The sequence below is a fragment of the Streptomyces sp. B93 genome (assembly GCF_018070565.1).
Taxonomy (GTDB): Bacteria; Actinomycetota; Actinomycetes; order Streptomycetales; family Streptomycetaceae; genus Streptomyces.
This window is the reverse complement of sequence record NZ_JAGPXL010000010.1, coordinates 53534-72814: the sequence shown is the minus strand read 5'-3', so window position 1 is coordinate 72814 and position 19281 is coordinate 53534. Positions and strand designations below refer to the sequence as shown.

Sequence of the window (19281 nt, the reverse complement as noted above, 5' to 3'; positions counted from 1 at the left end):
GCTGTCGGTGACGGCTGCGTTCCCAGCCTCCCGGCCCCCGCCCCCGGCCGCGACCGGACACGGGCACGCGGGGGACGGCGCCCCCTTCGGCCCACCGGGGGCGCACCACGTTCCGTCATGCGGCAGGGCCGGTCCGGTCCGCGGGCGCCCGCTGAAGCCGTGGGGGGTATCCGACCGGCGGCGCCAGGCCCGGGCGCACGGCGGTCGGCCTAACGGTCGACGTGATCGGCCGAGGGGGCGCGCAGGGCGTCGGGCACAGGGGCGCCGACGTCGGCGAGCAGCGCCAGGGCCCGGTCCCGGGCGTGCGGGGCGGCGGGGTCGTCCAGAGCGTCCAGGGCCCGGCTGCGCACGGCCAGGGCGCGGGCTTCGCCCAGGCGGTGGCCGGTGCGGCCGTGCACCGTCAGCGCGTCGCGGGCGTGCGCGAGCGCCGCGTGGTACTCGCCCCCGGCTGCGGCGATCTCCGCCAGCTCGGTCAGGGCCTGTCCCTCCACCACCCGGAACCCGCTGCGCCGGGCCAGCTCGAGCGCCTGGGCGGCGTGTGAGCGGGCTTCGGCGCGATGGCGCTGTGCGCGCAGGACCGCGGAGAGCCCGAGGAGGGCGTCGGCCTGGACACGGGCGTAGCCCGACCGCCGGGCCAGCAGCAGCGCGTGGCGCTGGAGGCGGGCCGCCCGCTGGTCCTGCCCCAGTCCGTGGTGGGCCCCGGCGAGCCCGGTCACGATGGTGGCCCGGACCGAGAGCCGTCCTGTGTCCTCGACGAGCGCGTGGGCGCGTTCCCCGAGGTCCAGCGCGGTGTGGTGGTGGCCGAGGTCGCGGTGGATCATGGCGATGGTCGCCAGGGTCATCGCATGGCCGACTCGGGATCCTGCCGGTGCCTCGGCGGTCAGCGCCTGTTCGAGGTCTTCCATGCCCTCCCGCAGCATGCCCATCTCCCATCGGACCAGGCCGAGGGCCTGGCGCGGCAGTGTGGGCGGCTCACGGCGCCACTCGAACCGCGGGTTCATGCGCAGCGCCCGCTCCAGCAAATCGGCCGCCTCGGCCAACCTGCCCATGTCCCGGTAGACCTTGCCGATGGCGGCCAGGACGGTCGATTCGGCGGGAGTGTCGCGGTGCGCGCGGCTGATACCCAGCATGACGGTGTAGTGGTTCAGCGCCTCGTCCAGGTGCCCGGTGCTCCAGCTCGCCAGGCCCAGGCCGCCGTGCGCCCAGCCCTGGCCGATCGGCCAGTCGGCGCGTCGGCTCAACTCCAGCGTGCGCGCGTAGTGGTCCTGGGCGTCCTGGTGGCGGGCCATGTCCCAGGACGCCATGCCGAGTGCCAGGTGCATGGCGGCCTGGCCGCGCAGGTCGCCTTCCGCGGCAGCGGCGTCCAGGGCGGTGTGCGCGGTGGCCCGCCACACGGGCCGGGGCAGGCAGAACCAGAAGTACCGGTACAGGGCGTCGGTGAGGTGCCAGGAGACCGCGCGGCAGCCGTGGAGCGCGGCGTGGTCGACGGCGGCGAGCAGGTTCGCGCGCTCGCCTTCCAGCCGCTCCAGGGCCCGCGGCCCTTCTGGCACCGGGTCGGGCGGCGTTGGCCCGCCGGTGGTGACGGTGTTCGGTGTGGTCTGTTCGTCCGGAGTCGGCTCGGACGGTGCTTCGGCCGGGTCGAGGAGTTCCGGCGGCACATCCGGGAACAGCCACGGCCCGGCGGCGGCCCGGGCCGTGCGCAGGTACCACCCGGCCAGGCGTCGGAACGCTTCCATGCGCTGCGCTGGTGTCTCTTCCCGCCCGGCCCGCTCCCGGGCGTACTCGCGCAGCAGGTCGTGGAAGCGGTAGCGGCCGGTGCCGTGGTCCTCGACCAGGTGAGCGGCGGCCAGGGTCTCCAGCAGCCGCCGGGCCCGCGGGTGCCCCACCGCCAGCAGCGCGGCCGCGGCGGGGGCGGTGAAGTCGGGGCCGGGTACCAGGCTCAGCCTGCGGAACAGCCGCCGCGCGCCGTCGTCCAACGCCCGGTAGGACAGGGCGAACGCGGAGCGCGGGGCGCAGGAGAGGTCGTCGTCGAGTTCCAGGGCGGCCAGGCGGTCGCCCGCCGCCAGTTCTGCGACGAGGTCGGCGACGCGGCGGCCGGGACCGAGCAGGAGGTGGGCCGCGGCCACCCGCAGGGCCAACGGCAGGAAGCCGCACAGCTCGACCAGTTCCGAGGCCGCGTCGGGTTCGGCGGCGATCCGTTCCCGGCCGAGGAGCGCCTCCAGCAGCGCACCGGCTTCACCGGGGTCGAGGACGTCCAGGGCCAACGGGACGGCCCCGTCGCGGGCGATGAGGCCGCCCAGGCGGTTCCGGCTGGTGACGAGGGCGTGACAGAAGGGGCCGCCGGGCAGCAGCGGACGCACCTGGTCGGCGGAGGCCGCGTTGTCCAGCACCAGCAGCAGCCGTTGGCCGGCGGTGCGGGAACGGTAGGCGCGGGTCAGTTCGTCCAGGTCCGCGGGGATGTCGGCGGGCGCGACGCCGAGGCTGCGCAGCATGTGGCCGAGCGCGGTCTGCGGGAGCATCGGTGCCTGATCGGGGTCGAAGCCGCGCAGGTTCACGTACAGCTGGCCGTCGGGGAAGCGTTCGCGCACCCGGTGCGCCCAGTGCACGGCCAGGGCGGTCTTGCCGACTCCGGCGCCGCCGCCGATCGCGGAGATCACCACGGCCGGCGCGGAGTGCGCTCGGCCGTCCGGCGGCAGCAGGGCGTCCAGCGCGGCGAGTTCGGCGGTCCTGCCGCTGAAACCGGAGACGGCGTGCGGCAGTTCGGCGGGAATGGGCGGGACGGATGCCGGACGGGGCAGTCGGCGCGTACGGGCCGGGGCACCGGACGCACGGGCCGCGGATCCGGCCGGCGCACCGGTGCCGTTCACTGCCGCCACTGCGGGTTGCCGCCCGCGCTGTCTGAAGGCGTGTTCCACGACGGCGTAGCGGGGCCGCCAGTGCTGGTCCACGCCCGTGTGCAGGGACATCTCCGCGGTCCGTCCGTGGGCGTGTGCGTACCGCTGGAAGCCGTTGAGCAGCCCTCGCACCACATCCCAGTCCGGCAGCCGCCGGACGTCGCCGCTGAGGATGGCGCCGACCTGGCTCTTGCCCAGTCCCACCTGCGTGCCGAGAACACGCAGACTCGGTCCGCCCGCCTGGCTCCACAACAGGCGCAGGTCGTGGCACAACTCCTCCAGGAGCATGCCGGGTGTGTCCGTTTCCGTCACGCCGCCCTCCCCCTGCTCCACGGCGCGGCCCCCACCCGCGTCGAACTGCTGACCGGCTTGGCACGAGCATGCGCGGAACGCGCCGAGAATAATGGAAAGGAACACGTCAAATCCCCCGCCACAGGCGTCCGGATGTCCGGTGGTGTCCGGCGCACCGGACACCACCGTCCCCACGGCGGGCACGGGCCCGCCATCCGTCCGCCGCTGTCCGGTCCCCGGGCCTCCCGGCCGCCGCGTCCCCGACGATCAGCGGGTTCACTCCCCCGCTCCGCTTGTGGAACCCCGCTGCTCTGTGACGTGCTCTGCGACGAGGAGGCATGATGACCGATCACCATGCGCGGCCCAGGGGCGGCTCGCGCCGCTCGATGCGCTGGAGATCCCGGGCCGCGGTCGGTGCGGTGCTGGCCACCCTGACCTCGACCCTGGCCGTGGGCACGTCGGCGGCCCAGGCCGACGACACGGGCTGCCCGGCCGGACTGAACTGGTCCTACTACAACTGGCCCGAATGGAACCTGAGGTACTGGGGGGCTGACGAGTACGTGGTGAACTCGTCGCAGCCCACCTTCCTGGTCGCCGAGGAGCGCTCGGTCAGCAACCACACGGACAGCGTGGCCACGGCCACCTTCACCTCGTCGGTGTCGAGGACGTACGGCCTGACCCTCACCGTCGGTGTCTCGGCCACCCTGTTCCAGCGACTGACCACCAGTGTCAGCGCGAGCATCACGACGAGTACGACGACCACGACCGGTGTCTCGGCCAGCGCGCCCGTTCCCGCGCACGGCCGGGTGATCGGACAGTACGGCGTCGAGGCGTACAACGTGAACTACACCATCAACACGTACATGTCCTTCAGCGATACCCCGGGTGGCGAGAACTGCTCTCTCTCCAGTTCAACCCAGGGCACGAGCGTCGCGCCGACGGTGTACACGGGCTGGCGAGTGCTGCCCGGCTGACCAGGGTGCGGGACGCCGGACCCCGACCGGCCCCCAGGAACGCCCGAGGGCCGGTTTCGGATGCCTCCGAAACCGGCCCTGACCTGCGACTGTCTCCAGTCGGGACGACAGGATTTGAACCTGCGACCCCTTGACCCCCAGTCAAGTGCGCTACCAAGCTGCGCCACGTCCCGGTGCGCTGTCCCGCGGTGAGCCGCGTGATCGCGCGGACAGCACTTTACCGCACGGTCGGGCCGGTTTCGAAAGCGGCGTCGGGGCGGGGGACAATCGTCGTATGGGCACCACATCGGGGCGTCGGCCGGGCGGCGCGCGGGACCGGGACAGTGCGGGGCGGGCGCGCAACGCACGACCCCGGGACGGGCTGGGGCGGCCGCTGCCGTACGCGGCTGAGGGCGTGGCCCGGCAGCCGGAGGGTGTGGTGCGGGACCCGGCCGAGACCGTCGCCGAGGCGCAGGCGCTGCTGGACGCGGGCAGGCCCTTCCACGCGCACGAGGTGTTCGAGGACGCCTGGAAGTCCGGGCCGGAGGCGGAGCGCGGGCTGTGGCGCGGGCTCGCCCAACTGGCCGTGGGGCTCACCCACGCGGCCCGGGGGAACGTCACGGGCGGGGCGCGGCTGCTGCGGCGCGGTGCGGGGGCCGTGGAGGAGTGGGCGGCGGACAGCGGGCGACGGCAGCCGTACGGGATGGACGTGGCGGCGCTGGGTGCGTGGGCGCGGCGGCTCGCGGCGGACGTCGAGGGCGGGCCGGGGCCGGTGGACGCGGCGGCGCGGGCGCCCCGGCTGCGGTGACCGGCCGATGCCGCGACCGGTGATCCACCGGGCGGTCGTGGCGCTGTCAGAGCCGTACGGCAGACTCGTGGCGTGCGAAAGATTCATGTCATCGGCATCGGCGCGGGCGATCCGGAGCAGCTGACCCTCCAGGCGGTCAGGGCGCTGCGGGACACCGACGTGTTCTTCCTGCTGGACAAGGGCGAGGTGAAGGCGGACCTCACCGACCTGCGCCGGGAGATGCTGGCGGCGCACGTACCCGAGGGCACGTACCGCGTGGTCGAGGCGCGCGACCCGGAGCGGGACCGCCGCGCGGGCGGCTCGGCGTACTCCCCGGCGGTCGGCGACTGGCGCAGCGCCCGCGCGGACATCTACGAGCGGCTGATCGGCGGGGAGCTGGGCGAGGACGAGTGCGGGGCGTTCCTGGTCTGGGGCGATCCGGCGCTGTACGACAGCACGCTCGCGATTCTCCAGGAGGTGCTGGGGCGGGGCGCCGTGGCCTTCGAGTACGACGTCGTGCCCGGCATCAGCAGTGTCTCCGCGCTGGTCGCCCGGCACCGTACGGGGCTGAACCGGGTGGCGCGGCCGGTGCAGATCACCACCGGGCGGCGGCTCGCCGAGGGGTTCCCGGAGGGCGTGGACGACGTGGTGGTCATGCTGGACGCCCACCAGACGTTCCGGCAGTACGCGGACGAGGACATCGACATCTACTGGGGCGCCTACATAGGCACCCCGGACGAGATCCTCGCCTCCGGTCCGATCGCCGAGGCGGCACCGCGGATCGAGCGGCTGCGTGCCGAGGCGCGGGAACGCAAGGGCTGGATCATGGACACCTACCTGCTGCGCCGCCACCCCCGGAACGACGCCCGGGAAGACTGAACCGCCACACCGGGTCGGCCCGTCCCGCTGGTCGACGACACGGGCGGAAAACCCGGTGCCGAATGCCATGGGCCGACGGGATACTCGCCTTCATGTCCCCGACCCCGGCCCGCTTCCGCGATCCTCGCCGCACCGCGTACGACTTCCTCGACCCGGTCCTCGTGCGCTGCCCCAGGTGCGCGCGGATGGCGCGGGTGGAGCCGCAGCCGGGAGCGGAGCCGAAGCCCACTCGATGGCCGCACTTCACGCCGCGGCGACTGGTCTGCCTTTCCTGCGGGCTCGCCCGGGGTCGGGAGGCCAACTGGGTCGCACTCAACAGGGACAGCGCCGACGCGCGTGACCCGTACTTCCGCCTCCCGCTGTGGCTCCAGACCAGGACCCGGCACGGTCACCTGTGGGCGTACAACCTCGAACACCTCGATCTGATCCGCCGGTTCGCCGCCGCCTCGCTGCGTGAGCGGGCGCCCTGGTACGACGTCGGGGTGCGCATGACGCTGGTCGCCCGGCTGCCGGTGTGGATCAAGCGGGGCAGGAACCGGGCCGAGGTGCTGCGCGCGGTGGACCGCGTCCGCGGCTCGGTCACCTCGGGCTGAGGTCCAGCGCCGCCAGGACCCCCGCCACGTCCGGCACCGCGCGCACGCCCGGCGGGAGCGGGGGGCGGCTCACCATGACCACGGGCAGCCCCAGTTCGCGGGCGGCCGTGAGTTTGGCGGAGGTCGCGGCTCCGCCGCTGTCCTTGGTCACCAGGACGTCGATGCGGCGCTCCCGCAGCAGCGCCGACTCGTCGGCGACGGTGAACGGGCCACGGGCCAGTACGACGTCCAGGTGCGGCGGCAGCGGTGGCGCGGGCGGCTCCACGGACCGGACGACGAAGTGCGGGTCCGTCAGGTGGGCGAAGGCCGCGAGGCCCAGGCGTCCGGTGGTGAGGAAGACCCGGGTGCCGAGGCCAGGCAGCAGTTCGGCGGCGGTCGCGAGCGTGGGCGCCGTATGCCAGTGGTCCCCCGGTCCCGGGCGCCAGCCGGGGCGGCGCAGCACCACCGCGGGGACGCCGGTCGCGGCGGCCGCGCGGGCCGCGTTGGCGGTGATGGCCGCGGCGAACGGGTGGGTGGCGTCGACGAGAGCGTCCACGCGCCGTTCCCGCAGCCAGGCCGCCAGTCCCTCGGCGCCGCCGAAGCCGCCGGTGCGCACCTCCCCGGCGACCGCGCCCGGCCGCGTGACCCGCCCCGCGAGCGAGGTGGTCACGCGCACACCGGGGTGCGCCGCCAGTGCGGCGGCCAGTTCGCGGGCCTGGGTGGTGCCGCCGAGGACCAGTACGTGCGGGGACATGGCGTCGACCCTACGCGTGGGCGTTCCACCAGCGTTCACGGTCCCCTCATCCAGGAGGTCTTCAGGCGCCGCCCCGCCCGGACTACCGTCGCGGCGTCGCCCCGTCCCCGATGAGTGAGGTCGCGATGTCCCTACGGCATGTCCTCGCCGCCCTGGCCCTGGTGCCGGTGCTGGCTCTTCCGGCCACCGTGTCCGCCACCGCGGCGGACGGCCCCGTCGCCGAGGCCGCCGCGCCGCTGCCCCAGAAGACGCACTTCGACCTCCAGGCCCACCGCGGCGGCCTGGGCCTGACGACCGAGTCGACGCTGGAGGGCTTCGCCAAGGCCCTGCGGCTCGGGGTGTCCACGCTGGAGCTGGACACCCAGGTCACCAAGGACCGCAGGGTCGTCGTCACACACGACCGCCAGGTCAGTGCCCAGAAGTGCCGGGACACGGCCCCGGTGGTGCCGGGCGACCCGACGTACCCGTACGTCGGCAAGTACATCAAGGACCTGACGCTGGCCCAGATCAGCACCATGGACTGCGGCTACCAGCAGCTGCCCGGGCATCCGCGGCAGGAGCAGATCGCGGGCGCCCGGATGGTCGAGCTGAAGGACGTCCTGAACCTGGTCAAGCGGTACCGGGCCCGGCAGGTCACCCTCAACATCGAGACCAAGGTCGAGGCGGGCGCCCCCGAGCAGACCGCGCCGCGCGAGCTGTTCGTGCGCCGGGTGTTCGAGGAGATCCGCGCCTCCGGCATCGAGGACCAGGTCACCATCCAGTCCTTCGACTGGGGCGCGCTGAAGGCGATGCACGAGCTGGCGCCCCGGTGGCCGCTGGTGGCGCTGACCAACCACGACTTCCTCCAGGTCGGCAAGGAGGGCGCCTCACCGTGGCTCGGCGGGATCGACGCCGACGACTACGACGGCGACTTCGTGAAGGCCGCCGCCACCATCCCCGGCGTCCGGGCCCTCTCCCCCAACTACGGCTTCCCGCAGAACGGCAAGATCGGCGACCCCGGCTTCCGCTTCTACCCGGACCGGCGGATGATCGACTCCGCGCACGCCCGGGGCCTGAAGGTCGTGCCGTGGACCTGCGACGACCCGGCCACCATGGAGGCGCTGATCGACCTGGGCGTGGACGGCATCATCACCGACTACCCGGACCGGCTGCGGCAGATCATGGCCGACCGCGGGATGCGGCTGCCGAAGGCGTACCAGCCGCGCTGAGACGTCCCACCCGCGCTGAACGACCACTCCCGACTGGCTATGGTCGGGACATGGAGTCGGTACGTGCCGTCCTGATCGACATCGACGGGGTCCTCACCGTGTCCTGGCAGCCGCTGCCGGGCACGGTGGAGGCGCTGCGGGAGATCCGGGACGCCGGGCTCCCGGTGGCCCTGGTGACCAACACAACCTCCCGGACGCGGGCCTCGATCGCCGGAACGCTGGCCGACGCGGGGTTTCCGGTGGACGCCGGGGACATCCTCACCGCGCCCGCCGCGACCGCCACGCACCTGGCCGGGAGGCTGCCTGGCGCCCGCTGTCTGCTGCTGAACCACGGGGACATCGCGGAGGACCTGGCCGGGGTGCGGGTCGTCGCCGACCCGGACGAGGACGTCGACGTGGTGCTGGTCGGCGGTGCCGGGCCCGAGTTCGGGTACGCGGCGCTGAACCGGGCCTTCGGGCACCTCCAGCGCGGGGCGCGGCTGGTGGCGATGCACCGGAACCTGTACTGGCGTACCGGCCGGGGGCTGGAGCTGGACTCCGGCGCGTTCCTGGCGGGCCTGGAGGCGGCGGCCGGGACGGAGGCCGAGGTCACCGGGAAGCCGTCGCCCGCGTTCTTCGCGGCGGCCCTGGACCGGGTGGGCGCACGGCCGGGTGCGGCGCTGATGATCGGCGACGACATCGAGTCCGACGTGCTCGCCGCGCAGCACGCCGGGATCACCGGGGTGCTGGTGCGCACCGGCAAGTACCTGCCGGAGACGGAGCGGGCGGCGAGCGGGGAGCCGGACCATGTCGTCGACTCCTTCGCGGACCTGCCCGCGCTGCTCGGGCTGCGGGGCGGCGCGCGCTAACGCAGGAGCAGTTGCAGGCCCCCGACCACCGTCGCCGCGATCACGAGCTGTTCGAACAACCGCTGGTTGATCCGGTTCACCGCCCACTTTCCGAGAAACGCCCCGGGCACGACGAACCCCACGAGCGCCGCGTCGAGCAGCAGCGAGTTCCCGTCGATCAGCCCGAGCCCGGCGCTGAAGGGCACCTTGGCCACGTTCACGATGAGGAAGAAGAACGCCGACGTCCCCAGGAAGCCCAGCTTCCGGAAGCCCGCCGACAGCAGGTACATCGCCATCACCGGGCCGCCCGCGTTGGCGACCATCGTCGTGAAGCCGCCCAGCGCGCCGTAGGAACGCGCCTTCCAGCGGCCCGCCCTGGTGGTCACCGCGTCCGGCTGTGCCGCCGCACGCTCCGCCGCCCGCCGCCGCCACACCGTCACCCCGGCCATCAGCAGCAGAATCGCGCCGATCGAGGTCCGTACGATCCCGTCGTCGGCCCACAGCAGGAACAGCGTCCCCGCGACCACGCCCACCCCGACCGCGGGGAACAGCCTCCCCAGCGTGGGCCAGTGGGCGTGCCGCCGGTAGACGAGCACGGCGAGGACGTCGCCGAAGATGAGCACCGGCAGCAGGATGCCGGTGGAGGCGCGGGCGGGCAGGACCGCGGCGAAGACGGCGAGGCTGACCGTGTTGGCCCCGCTGACGGCGGTCTTGGAGAAGCCGACGAGCAGGGCGGCCACGGCCAGCGCCGCGAACTCCCAGCCGGTGATGTGCCAGAGCGTCATGGTGTTCATGCGGGCACTGATGCTATGCCCATGCATGTGGCCACCGTAAGGACCGTCTCGCCAGACGGTCCCTCACCGGATCAGCGGGCCGCGCCCTCTTCCGCGTACCGCGCCCGCAACTCCCGCTTGAGCACCTTCATGCTCGGCCCGAGCGGCAGCTCCTCCACGAACCGCACCCGCCGCGGGTACTTGTGCCTGCCCAGCCGCTCCTTGGCCCACTCGGTGAGCGCGCCGGCTTCCGGTGTGCCGTCGCCGCCGGGTCCGGGGACGACGACCGCGCACACCTCCTCGCCGTGCAGCTCGTCCGGCAGCCCGATCACCGCGACCTGGGCGACGGAGGGATGCCGCATCAGGACCTCCTCGACCTCGCGCGGGTAGACGTTGAAGCCGCCGCGGATGATGACGTCCTTCTTGCGGTCGACGATCCTGAGGAAGCCGTCCTCGTCCTTGGTGCCGAGGTCCCCGGTGCGGAACCAGCCGTCGACCATGGCCTCGGCGGTGGCCTCGGGGCGGCCCAGGTAGCCGGTGAAGACGTTGTGGCCGCGGACGACGACCTCGCCCAGCTCCCCGGCCGGCAGCAGCTCGACGCGGTCCTCGGTCTCGGCGCGGGCGATCTCCACCTCCACGCCCCACAGCGGGTGCCCGATGGTGCCGGGCCGGGTGCCGAACCACGGCTGGTTGACGGTCGCCGTCGGCGAGGTCTCCGACAGCCCGTACCCCTCGTATATCCGCGCCCCGAAGGCCGCCTCGAACCGCTCCAGCACCGCCACCGGCAGCGAGGCGCCGCCCGAGACGCACACCCGCAGCTCGGGCAGGGCGTCCGCGTCGGCAGCGGCGGCGGCCAGCGCGACGAACATCGTGGGCACCCCGTGGAAGGTGTTGACGCCCTCCTCGACCATCAGCTCGATCGCGCGGGCGGCGTCGAACCGCGGCAGCAGCACCAGCGTCGCGCCGGCCCGCCACACCGAGTTCATGGACACCGTCTGCCCGAAGGCGTGGAACAGCGGCAGCGCGCCCAGCGCGATGTCGTCGGCGCGGATGTCGTTGGCGTCGAAGGCGTTGACGGTCGCGTTCATCACCAGGTTGAGGTGGCTGAGCACGGCGCCCTTGGGGACGCCGGTGGTGCCGCTGGTGTAGAAGACGACGGCGGGGTCGTCGGCGTCACGGGTCTCGTACGACCGCAGCGGCTCGGCGTCCGCCGCGAGCCGCTCGAACTCGGCGCCCAGGGTGACCACCCGCACCCCGACGGCCTCCGCGGCGGCGGTGCCGGTCGCCGCCTGCGCGGGGTGGCAGAGCAGCAGGGCGGCGCCGCTGTCCTTCAGGACGTGCTCGACCTCGGAGCGCGACAGCAGCAGATGGACGGGGACGACGACGGCGCCGGTCGCGGCGATCGCGTAGTACGCCGCCGGGAACTCCGCGGTGTTGGGTGCCATCAGCGCCACCCGGTCGCCGGGTCGCACCCCGAGCCCGGCCAGGGCCCCGGCCTGGGCGCGGGCCCGCCGCCACATCTCGGCGAAGGTCAGCCGCAGGTCGCCCTCCACGAGCGCGGTCCTGTCGGGTCGGCGCCGGGCGTTCTCGGCGAGGATGGCGGCGACGGAGAGGGTTGCCATGTGCGGGTGTGCTCCGTTTCTCGATCAGCGACTCATGGGGGACTTCCTGGGGGAGGGCGGGGCCCCGTCCCTAAGGGGCGCGGGGCTGTATCGGCATACGGCTCCGCCGTGTGGGCGCGACCAGCCACGACGAGACCCGCACCCACCCACGGCGAAGAGGCGGCACGCACCTAGTCGCGCTCCACCAGCACCGCACTCCCCTGCCCCACTCCCACGCACATCGTGGCCAGCCCCCGCCCCGCCCCCGTCCGCCGCATCCGGTGCAGCAGCGTGGTCAGGATCCGCGCCCCGGAGCACCCCAGCGGATGCCCGAGCGCGATAGCCCCACCACTGGGGTTGACCAGCTCGGCGTCGATACCGAGCTGGTCCACGCACGCGAGTGCCTGCGCCGCGAAGGCCTCGTTGAACTCGGCCTCCTCGATGTCCGCGACGCCCCACCCCACGCGGGCGAGGGCCTTGCGCGTGGCGGGCACGGGCCCGATGCCCATGACGTCGGGGTGGACCCCGGCGGACGCCCCGGCGACATAGCGGCCGAGCGACTCCAGACCGAGGTCGTTCAGCGCCTCCTCGCTGACCAGCAGCAGCCCCGCCGCGCCGTCGTTCATCGGGGAGGCGTTGCCCGCGGTGACGGTGCCGCCCTCGCGGAAGACGGGCCGCAGCTTCGCCAGCTTCTCGTAGGAGGTGTCCTCGCGGACGCTCTCGTCGCGGTCGACGGCCACGCCGTCCGGGCGGGTCACCGGCAGCAGTTCGCCGTCGAAGTGGCCGTTCTTGCGGGCGTCGGCGGCGCGCTGGTGGCTGCGCAGTGCGAACTCGTCCTGCCGGGCGCGCGGGACGCCGTACCGTTCGGCGACCTCCTCGGCGGTCTCGCCCATGGACAGCAGTCCGTGCAGCTCGGCCATGCGCGGGTTGACCAGGCGCCAGCCGAGGCGGGTGTCGGCGGTCTCGACGCGGTGCGGCAGCGCCTCGTCGGGGCGGGGCAGCACGAAGGGGGCGCGGCTCATGGACTCGGAGCCGCCCGCGATGACGACGTCCGCCTCGCCCGCGGCGATGGTGCGGGCGGCGGCGGTGACGGCTTCGAGGCCGGAGGCACAGAGCCGGTTGACGGTGGCGCCGGGCACGGAGTCGGGGAGTCCGGCGAGCAGTGCGGCCATGCGGGCGACGTTGCGGTTGTCCTCGCCGGACTGGTTGGCGGCGCCCCAGTAGACGTCGTCGACGCGGGCCGGGTCGAGCGCGGGCACCTCGGCGACGAGGGCGCGGATGACGGTGGCGGCGAGGTCGTCGGGGCGTACGGCGGACAGGGCGCCGCGCAGCTTGCCGATGGGGGTGCGGCGGGCGGCGGCGAAGTGGACGGGACGCACGAGGGGACTCCTGACCGACGCCGGTCTCCGGTGACCGGCACCTTAATTAGCACTGCTAGTTTTGGACTATAGACCTCGGGGCGGCCCGCTGGGAAGATCCCCGGGAACCTTCGCCGACGCCGCTGGAGGCGCGCAGATGACGGACGCCCGCGACCACACCCTCGACGGCACCCGGGGCACGATCGCCGCCCGGGAGTGGCCGCATCCACGGCCGCGGTACGTCGCCCTCCTGGCCCACGGCTACGGCGAGCACATCGGCCGGTACGCGCCGGTGGCCGAGGTGCTGACGGCCCACGGCGCCGCCGTGTTCGGCCCCGACCACGCCGGCCACGGCCGGTCGGCGGGCGAGCGGGTGGTGATCGAGGACTTCGAGGACGTCGTCACCGATGTGCGCGCCGTCGCCGAACTGGCCCGCGCCGCCCATCCGGACGTACCGGCGGTGCTGGTCGGCCACTCGATGGGCGGGCTGATCGCCGCCCGCTACGCCCAGCGGTACGGCGCCACCCTGACCGCCCTGGTCCTCTCCGGGCCGGTGATCGGCCCCTGGGAGACCCCCGCGCGGCTGCTGGCCGAGGCCGAGCGGCACGGCGAGGTCCCCGACGTCCCGGTCAGCCCGGCCGCGCTCTCCCGCGACCCCGCCGTCGGGGCGTCGTACGCGGCGGACCCGCTGGTCTGGCACGGGCCGATGAGACGCCCGACGCTCGAGGCGTTCGTACGGACCCTCGCGACCGTCACCGACGGCGGCTCCGTGGCCCCGCTGCCGCTGCTGTGGCTGCACGGGGACGACGACCGGCTGGTGCCGTTGCCCGGCAGCCGCACGGGCGTCCGGCGACTGGCCGGGGACGGCCCGCTCACCGAGCGGATCTACCCCGGTGCCCGGCACGAGGTGTTCCACGAGACGAACAAGGCGGAGGTGTTCGCCGACCTGACTCGGTTCCTGGACGGGGTGCTCGCCACCTGAGACAGCGTGGCGTTTGCACGTTTTGGCCCTGGGCACCCGCGCCCCCATGGAGTGGTTGCGCAGTGCGGCCTGCGTGGGAGAGGACCCCGAGCTGTTCTTCCCCGTGGGCACCAGCGGACCGGCGCTGCGGGACATCGCGGCCGCGAAGCGCGTGTGTGCCCGTTGCCCGGTGATCACCGACTGTCTGGTCTACGCGCTGGACAGCGGACAGACCTCGGGTGTGTGGGGAGGGACCTGCGAGGAGGAGCGCGGCGCACTGCTCCGGACCACAAGAACCCACGCCACCAGGAGAGGCACCGTATGACTGTCGTGAAGAGCACGCTGCCCGAGGACGCCCGCAGGGTCGCCGGGGACGCACTCCAGAGCACCCTCGTGGACCTTCTCGGGCTCTCCCTGACCGGGAAGCAGGCGCACTGGAGCATCGTGGGTCCGCGGTTCCGTTCCATCCACCTCCAGCTGGACGAGGTCGTCGCCACGGCCCGCGAGTACGCCGACACCGTGGCGGAACGTTCCGCCGCGCTCGGCCTGCCGCCGGACGGCCGCCCCGAGACGATCGCCTCGGCCTTCACGCTGCCCGGCCCCAAGGAGGGCTGGGTGCGCGACAGCGAGGTCGTCGAGGTGATGGTCGAGTCCCTGGAGGCGGCGGTCAAACGGCTGCGGGAGCGGATCGAGGCCACCGAGAAGGCCGACCCCGTCACCCAGGACCTGCTGATCGGCATCACGGCGGAGCTGGAGAAGCAGCGCTGGATGTTCGACGCGGAGAACTGGCCCCGCGAGCACTGACGGCACGGATGAGGAAGGGGCAGAAGATGAGCGACGCCCTCGAACTCGACACGCTGTGGGAGGACTTCCACCGCGTGGTGAACATGACCTCCAACGAACTGGCGACCTGGCTGCGGGTCAGCGACGCCGACGAGGACACCGAGCCCCTGCCGGACCATGCGGGCGAGCCGATGGGGCAGCACGTCCTCGCCATCCTCCAGAAGCGGCGCATGGACCTCACCGACGACGACATCGAGGTGATGTACGAAGTCGTGGACACCGTCAGCGCCGAGGCGGACCTGGAGAACGAGCCGGAGGCCGAGCAGACCCGCCGCAGGCACCACCTGATGTCCCTCGGCCACGACCCGCTGAAGCCATGACCGACGACCGGCGCGTGGTGCGCGAACTGGTGCGCGCCCACGGCCGGACGTACGCCGACGAGGCGGGCATCCGGCTGCGCGACACCCCGCAGCCCCTGTACCGGCTGCTGGTCCTCGCCCATCTGCTGAGCGCCCGCATCCGGGCCTCGGTGGCCGTCGCCGCGGCCCGGGAGCTGTACGAGGCCGGGCTGCGCGATCCGAAGCGGATGGCGGCGGCGGACTGGCAGCAGCGGGTGGACGCGCTGGGCCGCGGCGGCTACCGGCGCTACGACGAACGCACCGCCACCCAGCTCGCGGACGCCGCCGAATTGCTCACCGACCGGTGGGGCGGCGACCTGCGGCGGCTGCGTGAGGAGGCCGACGGCGACACCGACGCGCTGCGGGGCCTGCTCCAGGAGGTTCCCGGGATCGGCGCGGCGGGCGCCGACATCTTCCTGCGGGAGGTGCAGCGCGTGTGGCCGGAGTTCGCCCCCTACCTGGACGGCAAGGCACTGTCCGGCGCCCAGCGGCTCCACCTGCCCCAGGACCCGGACCGGGTGGCGAAGCTCGCCGGTGACACCGAACCGGCGGTGCTCGCCGCCGCGCTGGTGCGGGCGTCCCTGGACAAGGAGATCGCGGAGGACAGCCTGCGCCGCGCCGCGTGACCCGGCCGCGGGCCGCGCCGCCCGGTCAGCCCTCCAGCCCGCTGAGCGCGGCCGACACCAGGGCCCGTACGCCCGGCACCAGCACCACCGGGTCGGGCGCGAACAGCGGGCTGTGGTTGCTGGGCACCTTCCCGAGCTTCTCCGCCATGTCCGCGCCCGGCACCGCGTCCCACACGGCCGCCGGGGTGGAGGTCACGAACCAGTAGTCGTACGGCACCCCGGGCGGCGCCAGCCGCGAGAAGTCCTCGCTGCCCATCGCCGGGCCGAAGTCCAGCACGCTGTCCGCGCCGAACACCTCCCGGTGGACGGCGGCGATCCGTACGTCCAGGACGGCGTCGTTGACGGTGTTCGGGAACTCGGCCGCGACGGTGATCTCCGGCGGCGCCGGGCAGCCCGCGGCCTGGCACTCCCCCGTCACGATCCGCCGCACCGAGGTGAGCACCCGGCCCCGGACCACCGGGTCCTGGGTGCGCAGGTTCAACGTGAGCCTCGCCTCCGCCGGGATGATGTTGGCCTGCGTCCCGGCATGGAACCGCCCCACCGTCAGCACCGCCGAGTCCTTGGCCGCGACCTCCCGCGCGACGACGGTCTGCAACCGGGTGACGATGTACGCGGCCGTCACCAGCGGATCGACGGTCGACTCGGGCCGCGACCCGTGCCCGCCGAGGCCGTGCACGACGATCTCCACGTCGTCCGAGGCGGACAGGATCAGACCGGGCGTGTGCGGCAGCAGCCCGGCGGGCCCCGGCACCGCGTGCTGCGCGAACAGCGCGTCGGGACGCGGGAACCGCTCCTGGACGCCGTCGGCGACCATGGCGGCGGCTCCCCCGCCGTGCTCCTCGGCGGGCTGCCCGATCACCACCAGCGTTCCCGACCAGGTCTCCCGGGCGGCGGCGAGCGCCTCGGCGGCCCCCACCAGCCAGGTCAGGTGCAGATCGTGACCACAGGCGTGCATCACCCCGTCGACGGTGGAGGCGTAGGCGAGACCGGTCGCCTCCCGCACCGGCAGCGCGTCCATGTCGGCGCGCAGCCACACCACCGGCCCGTCCCCGTTGCCGAGCACCGCGACCACACCGGTACGGCCGACGCGTTCGGTCACCTGGAACCCTGCCGCGCGCAGCCGCATCGCGAGCCTGGCCGCCGTACGGTGCTCGGCGAACGACAGCTCCGGGTGGCGGTGCAGGTCCCGGTAGAAGCCCTCCAGCCCGGCCCCGTCGAGTCCGGCGGTGAGGTCCCGGGTGAGCCGGGCGACGGCGGACACGCTCATCTGGCTGCTTCCTTCCGGCCGGGCACGGGGGCGGTCCCGCCCCCGCTACCCATCCTGCACCGCCGAGGCGTCAGCGGTGATCCGAAGGGGCGGTCAGACCCAGTACGCGGGCGATGGTGCGCAGAACGCCGTTGTCGTTGTTGGAGGGGGCGAGGTGGCGGGCGCGGCGGACGACCTCCGGATGGGCGTTGGCCATGGCGAAGGACCACTCCGCGGTGTCCAGCATCTCCAGGTCGTTCAGGTAGTCGCCGAACACCATGGTCTGCGCCGGGGTGATCCCGAGATCGCGCTGGAGCCGCCGTACGGCGGCCCCCTTGTTGGCGGTCGGGTTCATGACGTCGACCCAGTGCTCACCGGAGACGACGACCTGGTGGGTGGCGGTGAAGGCGGCGAGCGCCGGCGCGGTGGTCCGCTCGGCGGGCCCGAAGTCGTAGAGGGCGACCTTGATGATGTCGTCGTCGACGGCGGTGATGTCGTCGACGAGGCGGTGCTCCACGTAGTACTTGCGGACCTCGGCAAGGAACGGCTCGTCGGTCCGCTCGACGTAGGCGGCCCGCTTGCCGCAGACGACGGCGCCGACGTCCACGCCCCCGGCCGAGAGCCGCCGTACGGTGTCCACGACCTGGTGCACGACCTCGCCGTCGAGCAGGTCGGAACTCAGCTCGATGCCGTCGCGCACGACATAGGTGCCGTTCTCCGCGATGAACACCATGCCCTCGGCGGCCCGCTCGAACTCGCGCGCGAGGCTGGCGTACTGCCGACCGCTCGCCGGGCTGAACACCACCCCGCGCTCACGCAGCCGCTCCAGTACCGTCCACAGCTCGCGCGGGGCGCGCTTGTCGTCGTCGAGGAGGGTGCCGTCCATGTCGGTGACGATCAGCCGTATGTCGGCGGGCGGGGCTTCGGCGGGGGCTTCTGCGGGCGCGAGCAGCGGCGATTCGGAGTAGGGCATGGCTGCTCACCCTAACCACCCGGCTGGCGCGCCCACCCGCCGGGCCGTGGCTCCACGCCCCCGCGCGGTGACCGTGAAACCCTGACTCCCCCGCGACACCTCTCGAAAGTATGATCACCCAATGTCTGACATGACCGAGACCACGCCCGGCTGGCTGTCCCCGGACGAACTGGAGATGGCACGCGCGCGCATGCCGATCCTCTACGTCGAAGCCGTGCCGGTGCGCGTCGACGACTGCGGTGAGGTCACCAGCATCGGGCTGCTGCTGCGCATCGGACCCGACGGCACGGTCAGCCGCACGCTCGTCTCCGGCCGCGTCCTGCACCACGAACGCGTTCGGGACGCCCTCCTGCGCCACCTGGAGAAGGACCTCGGCCCGGTCGCCCTCCCCCGCGTCCCCCCGTCCCTCCAGCCCTTCACCATCGCCGAGTACTTCCCCACCCAGGGCATCACCGCGTACCACGACCCCCGCCAGCACGCGGTCTCCCTGGCCTACATCGTCCCGGTCACCGGCGACTGCCGCCCCCGCCAGGACGCCTTGGACCTGGTCTGGTTCAGCCCCCAGGAGGCGCTCTCCCCGGCGGTGCAGAGCGAGATGCCGGGCGGCCACGGGGTGCTCCTGAAGCAGGCGCTGGCCCACGCGGGGCTTGCGCCCTGAGCGCCGCCGGACCTCAGCCCGGCAGGGTGCCGCGTACGACGCTCTCCCCCGAGTGGGCGGGGTCGCCGTCGTCCTCCTGGGCCGACACGTCGAGCAGCGGGTAGGCGGCGAGGTCGACCCCGGAGGGCAGGTGCAGGGTCGCGCTGCCGTCCGCTCCGAGCACGCCCAGCGCGATGAGCCGGGTGTGGCTCCGGTCCATGAGCCAGACCTCGTAGTAGCCGTCCGTCCGGGGCAGGTCGGTGACGGTCACCGTGACGGCGGGGCCGCGGACCAGGCGTACGGTGCCGACGGCGTCGCCGGTCGTCAGCGGGGCGAGGCGGCGCACCGCCCCCGCCCCGGCGCCCGGCGGCACCCCGTCCTCCGGCCACCACGAGGTGGCGGCGGCGCCCAGCACGGCCCCGGCGACCAGGCTCGCGGCGGCCAGCAGCAGTGCGCGGCGCCCGGACCGGCGACGCCCGGTGCCCGGTGCCGGGCGCTCTCCGGGCGTGTCCCCCGCCAGTTCCAGCTCGGCCGCGATCGAGCGCCACACCCCCTCGGGTGGCGCGGTGAGGACGTCCTCGGTCGACACCTCCCGGGCGGCGCGCACCACCTGGCACAGCCGTCGCAGTTCGCCGCGGCACCGCGCACACCGGTCGAGGTGGTCCCGCCGGCGCGGGGGGACGGGGGCTTCGGCCCCGAGCGCGAGGCCGGTCAGTTCATGGTCGTCCAGGTGTTCAGCCACGGGCCGGCACCCCGCGGT

At 73.8% G+C, this 19281-nt stretch carries 20 protein-coding genes and 1 tRNA gene; 12 read left to right on the top strand and 9 right to left on the bottom strand.

Annotation, left to right across the window (positions count from 1 at the left end):
* Positions 1 to 209: 209 nt before the first annotated feature.
* Positions 210 to 3206 carry a tetratricopeptide repeat protein gene (locus KBY47_RS37195; protein WP_210921128.1) on the bottom strand — a complete coding sequence of 999 codons (2997 nt, stop codon included), beginning with the start codon at positions 3204 to 3206 and terminating at the stop codon, positions 210 to 212.
* Between the two features lie 320 nt (positions 3207 to 3526).
* On the opposite strand from KBY47_RS37195, the gene KBY47_RS12525 reads away from it, so the two are divergent.
* Positions 3527 to 4159: a hypothetical protein gene (locus KBY47_RS12525; protein WP_210921127.1), complete on the top strand. Its 633-nt coding sequence runs from the start codon at positions 3527 to 3529 to the stop codon at positions 4157 to 4159.
* Between the two features lie 99 nt (positions 4160 to 4258).
* Here the strand turns inward: KBY47_RS12525 and KBY47_RS12520 are convergent.
* Positions 4259 to 4332 (bottom strand) — tRNA-Pro (locus KBY47_RS12520).
* Positions 4333 to 4433: 101 nt separating this feature from the next.
* On the opposite strand from KBY47_RS12520, the gene KBY47_RS12515 reads away from it, so the two are divergent.
* From KBY47_RS12515 to KBY47_RS12505, 3 genes are all read left to right on the top strand, one after another.
* The gene (locus KBY47_RS12515) at positions 4434 to 4946 is read left to right on the top strand and encodes a DUF309 domain-containing protein (RefSeq protein ID WP_210921126.1); all 513 of its coding nucleotides are present in this window, start codon (positions 4434 to 4436) and stop codon (positions 4944 to 4946) included.
* A 72-nt stretch (positions 4947 to 5018) separates the two neighbouring features.
* On the top strand, positions 5019 to 5804 hold the full coding sequence (cobF, locus tag KBY47_RS12510) for a precorrin-6A synthase (deacetylating) (RefSeq protein ID WP_210921125.1): 786 nt from the start codon (positions 5019 to 5021) through the stop codon (positions 5802 to 5804).
* A gap of 92 nt (positions 5805 to 5896) precedes the next feature.
* Positions 5897 to 6397 (top strand): hypothetical protein, encoded by a 501-nt coding sequence (locus KBY47_RS12505; RefSeq protein ID WP_210921124.1) that lies wholly within the window; start codon positions 5897 to 5899, stop codon positions 6395 to 6397.
* Here KBY47_RS12505 and KBY47_RS12500 read toward each other — a convergent pair.
* Positions 6384 to 7130, bottom strand: coding sequence for a cobalt-precorrin-6A reductase (locus KBY47_RS12500; RefSeq protein ID WP_210921123.1), 747 nt, complete (start codon positions 7128 to 7130; stop codon positions 6384 to 6386). The two genes, KBY47_RS12505 and KBY47_RS12500, sit on opposite strands and share 14 nt — an antisense overlap.
* 125 nt (positions 7131 to 7255) lie before the next feature.
* Here KBY47_RS12500 and KBY47_RS12495 point away from each other — a divergent pair, with 125 nt between their 5' ends.
* Entirely contained in the window at positions 7256 to 8338 is a 1083-nt protein-coding gene (locus tag KBY47_RS12495) for a glycerophosphodiester phosphodiesterase family protein (protein ID WP_210921122.1), read from the top strand.
* A 50-nt stretch (positions 8339 to 8388) separates the two neighbouring features.
* Positions 8389 to 9186, top strand: a complete 798-nt coding sequence (locus KBY47_RS12490) for an HAD-IIA family hydrolase (RefSeq protein WP_210921121.1) — start codon at positions 8389 to 8391, stop codon at positions 9184 to 9186.
* Here the strand turns inward: KBY47_RS12490 and KBY47_RS12485 are convergent.
* From KBY47_RS12485 to KBY47_RS12475, 3 genes are all read right to left on the bottom strand, one after another.
* Positions 9183 to 9959 (bottom strand): sulfite exporter TauE/SafE family protein, encoded by a 777-nt coding sequence (locus KBY47_RS12485; protein ID WP_210921120.1) that lies wholly within the window; start codon positions 9957 to 9959, stop codon positions 9183 to 9185. The genes KBY47_RS12490 and KBY47_RS12485 overlap by 4 nt on opposite strands.
* Before the next feature lie 71 nt (positions 9960 to 10030).
* On the bottom strand, positions 10031 to 11560 hold the full coding sequence (locus KBY47_RS12480) for a long-chain fatty acid--CoA ligase (RefSeq protein ID WP_210921119.1): 1530 nt from the start codon (positions 11558 to 11560) through the stop codon (positions 10031 to 10033).
* Between the two features lie 170 nt (positions 11561 to 11730).
* The gene (locus KBY47_RS12475) at positions 11731 to 12918 is read right to left on the bottom strand and encodes a thiolase family protein (RefSeq protein WP_210921118.1); all 1188 of its coding nucleotides are present in this window, start codon (positions 12916 to 12918) and stop codon (positions 11731 to 11733) included.
* 136 nt (positions 12919 to 13054) lie between these two features.
* On the opposite strand from KBY47_RS12475, the gene KBY47_RS12470 reads away from it, so the two are divergent.
* Genes KBY47_RS12470 through KBY47_RS12450 form a run of 5 tightly spaced genes read left to right on the top strand, consistent with a single transcriptional unit; the run spans position 13055 to position 15665 of the window.
* Positions 13055 to 13879: an alpha/beta hydrolase gene (locus KBY47_RS12470; protein WP_210921117.1), complete on the top strand. Its 825-nt coding sequence runs from the start codon at positions 13055 to 13057 to the stop codon at positions 13877 to 13879.
* A gap of 46 nt (positions 13880 to 13925) precedes the next feature.
* Positions 13926 to 14183, top strand: coding sequence for a WhiB family transcriptional regulator (locus KBY47_RS12465; RefSeq protein WP_210921116.1), 258 nt, complete (start codon positions 13926 to 13928; stop codon positions 14181 to 14183).
* Positions 14180 to 14662 carry a Dps family protein gene (locus tag KBY47_RS12460; RefSeq protein ID WP_210921115.1) on the top strand — a complete coding sequence of 161 codons (483 nt, stop codon included), beginning with the start codon at positions 14180 to 14182 and terminating at the stop codon, positions 14660 to 14662. Before KBY47_RS12465 ends, KBY47_RS12460 begins: the two co-directional genes overlap by 4 nt.
* A gap of 26 nt (positions 14663 to 14688) precedes the next feature.
* A complete protein-coding gene (locus KBY47_RS12455) occupies positions 14689 to 15021 on the top strand; it encodes a DUF3140 domain-containing protein (protein WP_210921114.1) in 333 nt (110 codons plus the stop codon).
* A complete protein-coding gene (locus KBY47_RS12450) occupies positions 15018 to 15665 on the top strand; it encodes an endonuclease (RefSeq protein WP_210921113.1) in 648 nt (215 codons plus the stop codon). Before KBY47_RS12455 ends, KBY47_RS12450 begins: the two co-directional genes overlap by 4 nt.
* A gap of 25 nt (positions 15666 to 15690) precedes the next feature.
* On the opposite strand, the gene KBY47_RS12445 is transcribed toward KBY47_RS12450, so the two are convergent.
* The gene (locus tag KBY47_RS12445) at positions 15691 to 16932 is read right to left on the bottom strand and encodes an amidohydrolase (protein ID WP_210921112.1); all 1242 of its coding nucleotides are present in this window, start codon (positions 16930 to 16932) and stop codon (positions 15691 to 15693) included.
* A 70-nt stretch (positions 16933 to 17002) separates the two neighbouring features.
* Positions 17003 to 17884, bottom strand: coding sequence for a Cof-type HAD-IIB family hydrolase (locus KBY47_RS12440; RefSeq protein ID WP_210921111.1), 882 nt, complete (start codon positions 17882 to 17884; stop codon positions 17003 to 17005).
* A gap of 130 nt (positions 17885 to 18014) precedes the next feature.
* Here KBY47_RS12440 and KBY47_RS12435 point away from each other — a divergent pair, with 130 nt between their 5' ends.
* On the top strand, positions 18015 to 18542 hold the full coding sequence (locus tag KBY47_RS12435) for an NUDIX hydrolase family protein (RefSeq protein WP_210921272.1): 528 nt from the start codon (positions 18015 to 18017) through the stop codon (positions 18540 to 18542).
* A 13-nt stretch (positions 18543 to 18555) separates the two neighbouring features.
* Here the strand turns inward: KBY47_RS12435 and KBY47_RS12430 are convergent, their stop codons facing one another.
* The gene (locus KBY47_RS12430; RefSeq protein ID WP_210921110.1) at positions 18556 to 19263 is read right to left on the bottom strand and encodes an anti-sigma factor; all 708 of its coding nucleotides are present in this window, start codon (positions 19261 to 19263) and stop codon (positions 18556 to 18558) included.
* Between the last annotated feature and the right edge of the window lie 18 nt (positions 19264 to 19281).

Excerpts from the sequence above, each read along its gene's own strand:
- KBY47_RS12525 (WP_210921127.1), top strand. The coding sequence starts at position 3,527 with ATGACCGATCACCATGCGCGGCCCAGGGGCGGCTCGCGCCGCTCGATG.
- KBY47_RS12515 (WP_210921126.1), top strand. The coding sequence starts at position 4,434 with ATGGGCACCACATCGGGGCGTCGGCCGGGCGGCGCGCGGGACCGGGAC.
- KBY47_RS12505 (WP_210921124.1), top strand. The coding sequence starts at position 5,897 with ATGTCCCCGACCCCGGCCCGCTTCCGCGATCCTCGCCGCACCGCGTAC.
- KBY47_RS12500 (WP_210921123.1), bottom strand. The coding sequence starts at position 7,130 with ATGTCCCCGCACGTACTGGTCCTCGGCGGCACCACCCAGGCCCGCGAA.
- KBY47_RS12495 (WP_210921122.1), top strand. The coding sequence starts at position 7,256 with ATGTCCCTACGGCATGTCCTCGCCGCCCTGGCCCTGGTGCCGGTGCTG.
- KBY47_RS12490 (WP_210921121.1), top strand. The coding sequence starts at position 8,389 with ATGGAGTCGGTACGTGCCGTCCTGATCGACATCGACGGGGTCCTCACC.
- KBY47_RS12485 (WP_210921120.1), bottom strand. The coding sequence starts at position 9,959 with ATGAACACCATGACGCTCTGGCACATCACCGGCTGGGAGTTCGCGGCG.
- KBY47_RS12480 (WP_210921119.1), bottom strand. The coding sequence starts at position 11,560 with ATGGCAACCCTCTCCGTCGCCGCCATCCTCGCCGAGAACGCCCGGCGC.
- KBY47_RS12470 (WP_210921117.1), top strand. The coding sequence starts at position 13,055 with ATGACGGACGCCCGCGACCACACCCTCGACGGCACCCGGGGCACGATC.
- KBY47_RS12465 (WP_210921116.1), top strand. The coding sequence starts at position 13,926 with ATGGAGTGGTTGCGCAGTGCGGCCTGCGTGGGAGAGGACCCCGAGCTG.
- KBY47_RS12460 (WP_210921115.1), top strand. The coding sequence starts at position 14,180 with ATGACTGTCGTGAAGAGCACGCTGCCCGAGGACGCCCGCAGGGTCGCC.
- KBY47_RS12455 (WP_210921114.1), top strand. The coding sequence starts at position 14,689 with ATGAGCGACGCCCTCGAACTCGACACGCTGTGGGAGGACTTCCACCGC.
- KBY47_RS12450 (WP_210921113.1), top strand. The coding sequence starts at position 15,018 with ATGACCGACGACCGGCGCGTGGTGCGCGAACTGGTGCGCGCCCACGGC.
- KBY47_RS12445 (WP_210921112.1), bottom strand. The coding sequence starts at position 16,932 with ATGAGCGTGTCCGCCGTCGCCCGGCTCACCCGGGACCTCACCGCCGGA.
- KBY47_RS12440 (WP_210921111.1), bottom strand. The coding sequence starts at position 17,884 with ATGCCCTACTCCGAATCGCCGCTGCTCGCGCCCGCAGAAGCCCCCGCC.
- KBY47_RS12435 (WP_210921272.1), top strand. The coding sequence starts at position 18,015 with ATGACCGAGACCACGCCCGGCTGGCTGTCCCCGGACGAACTGGAGATG.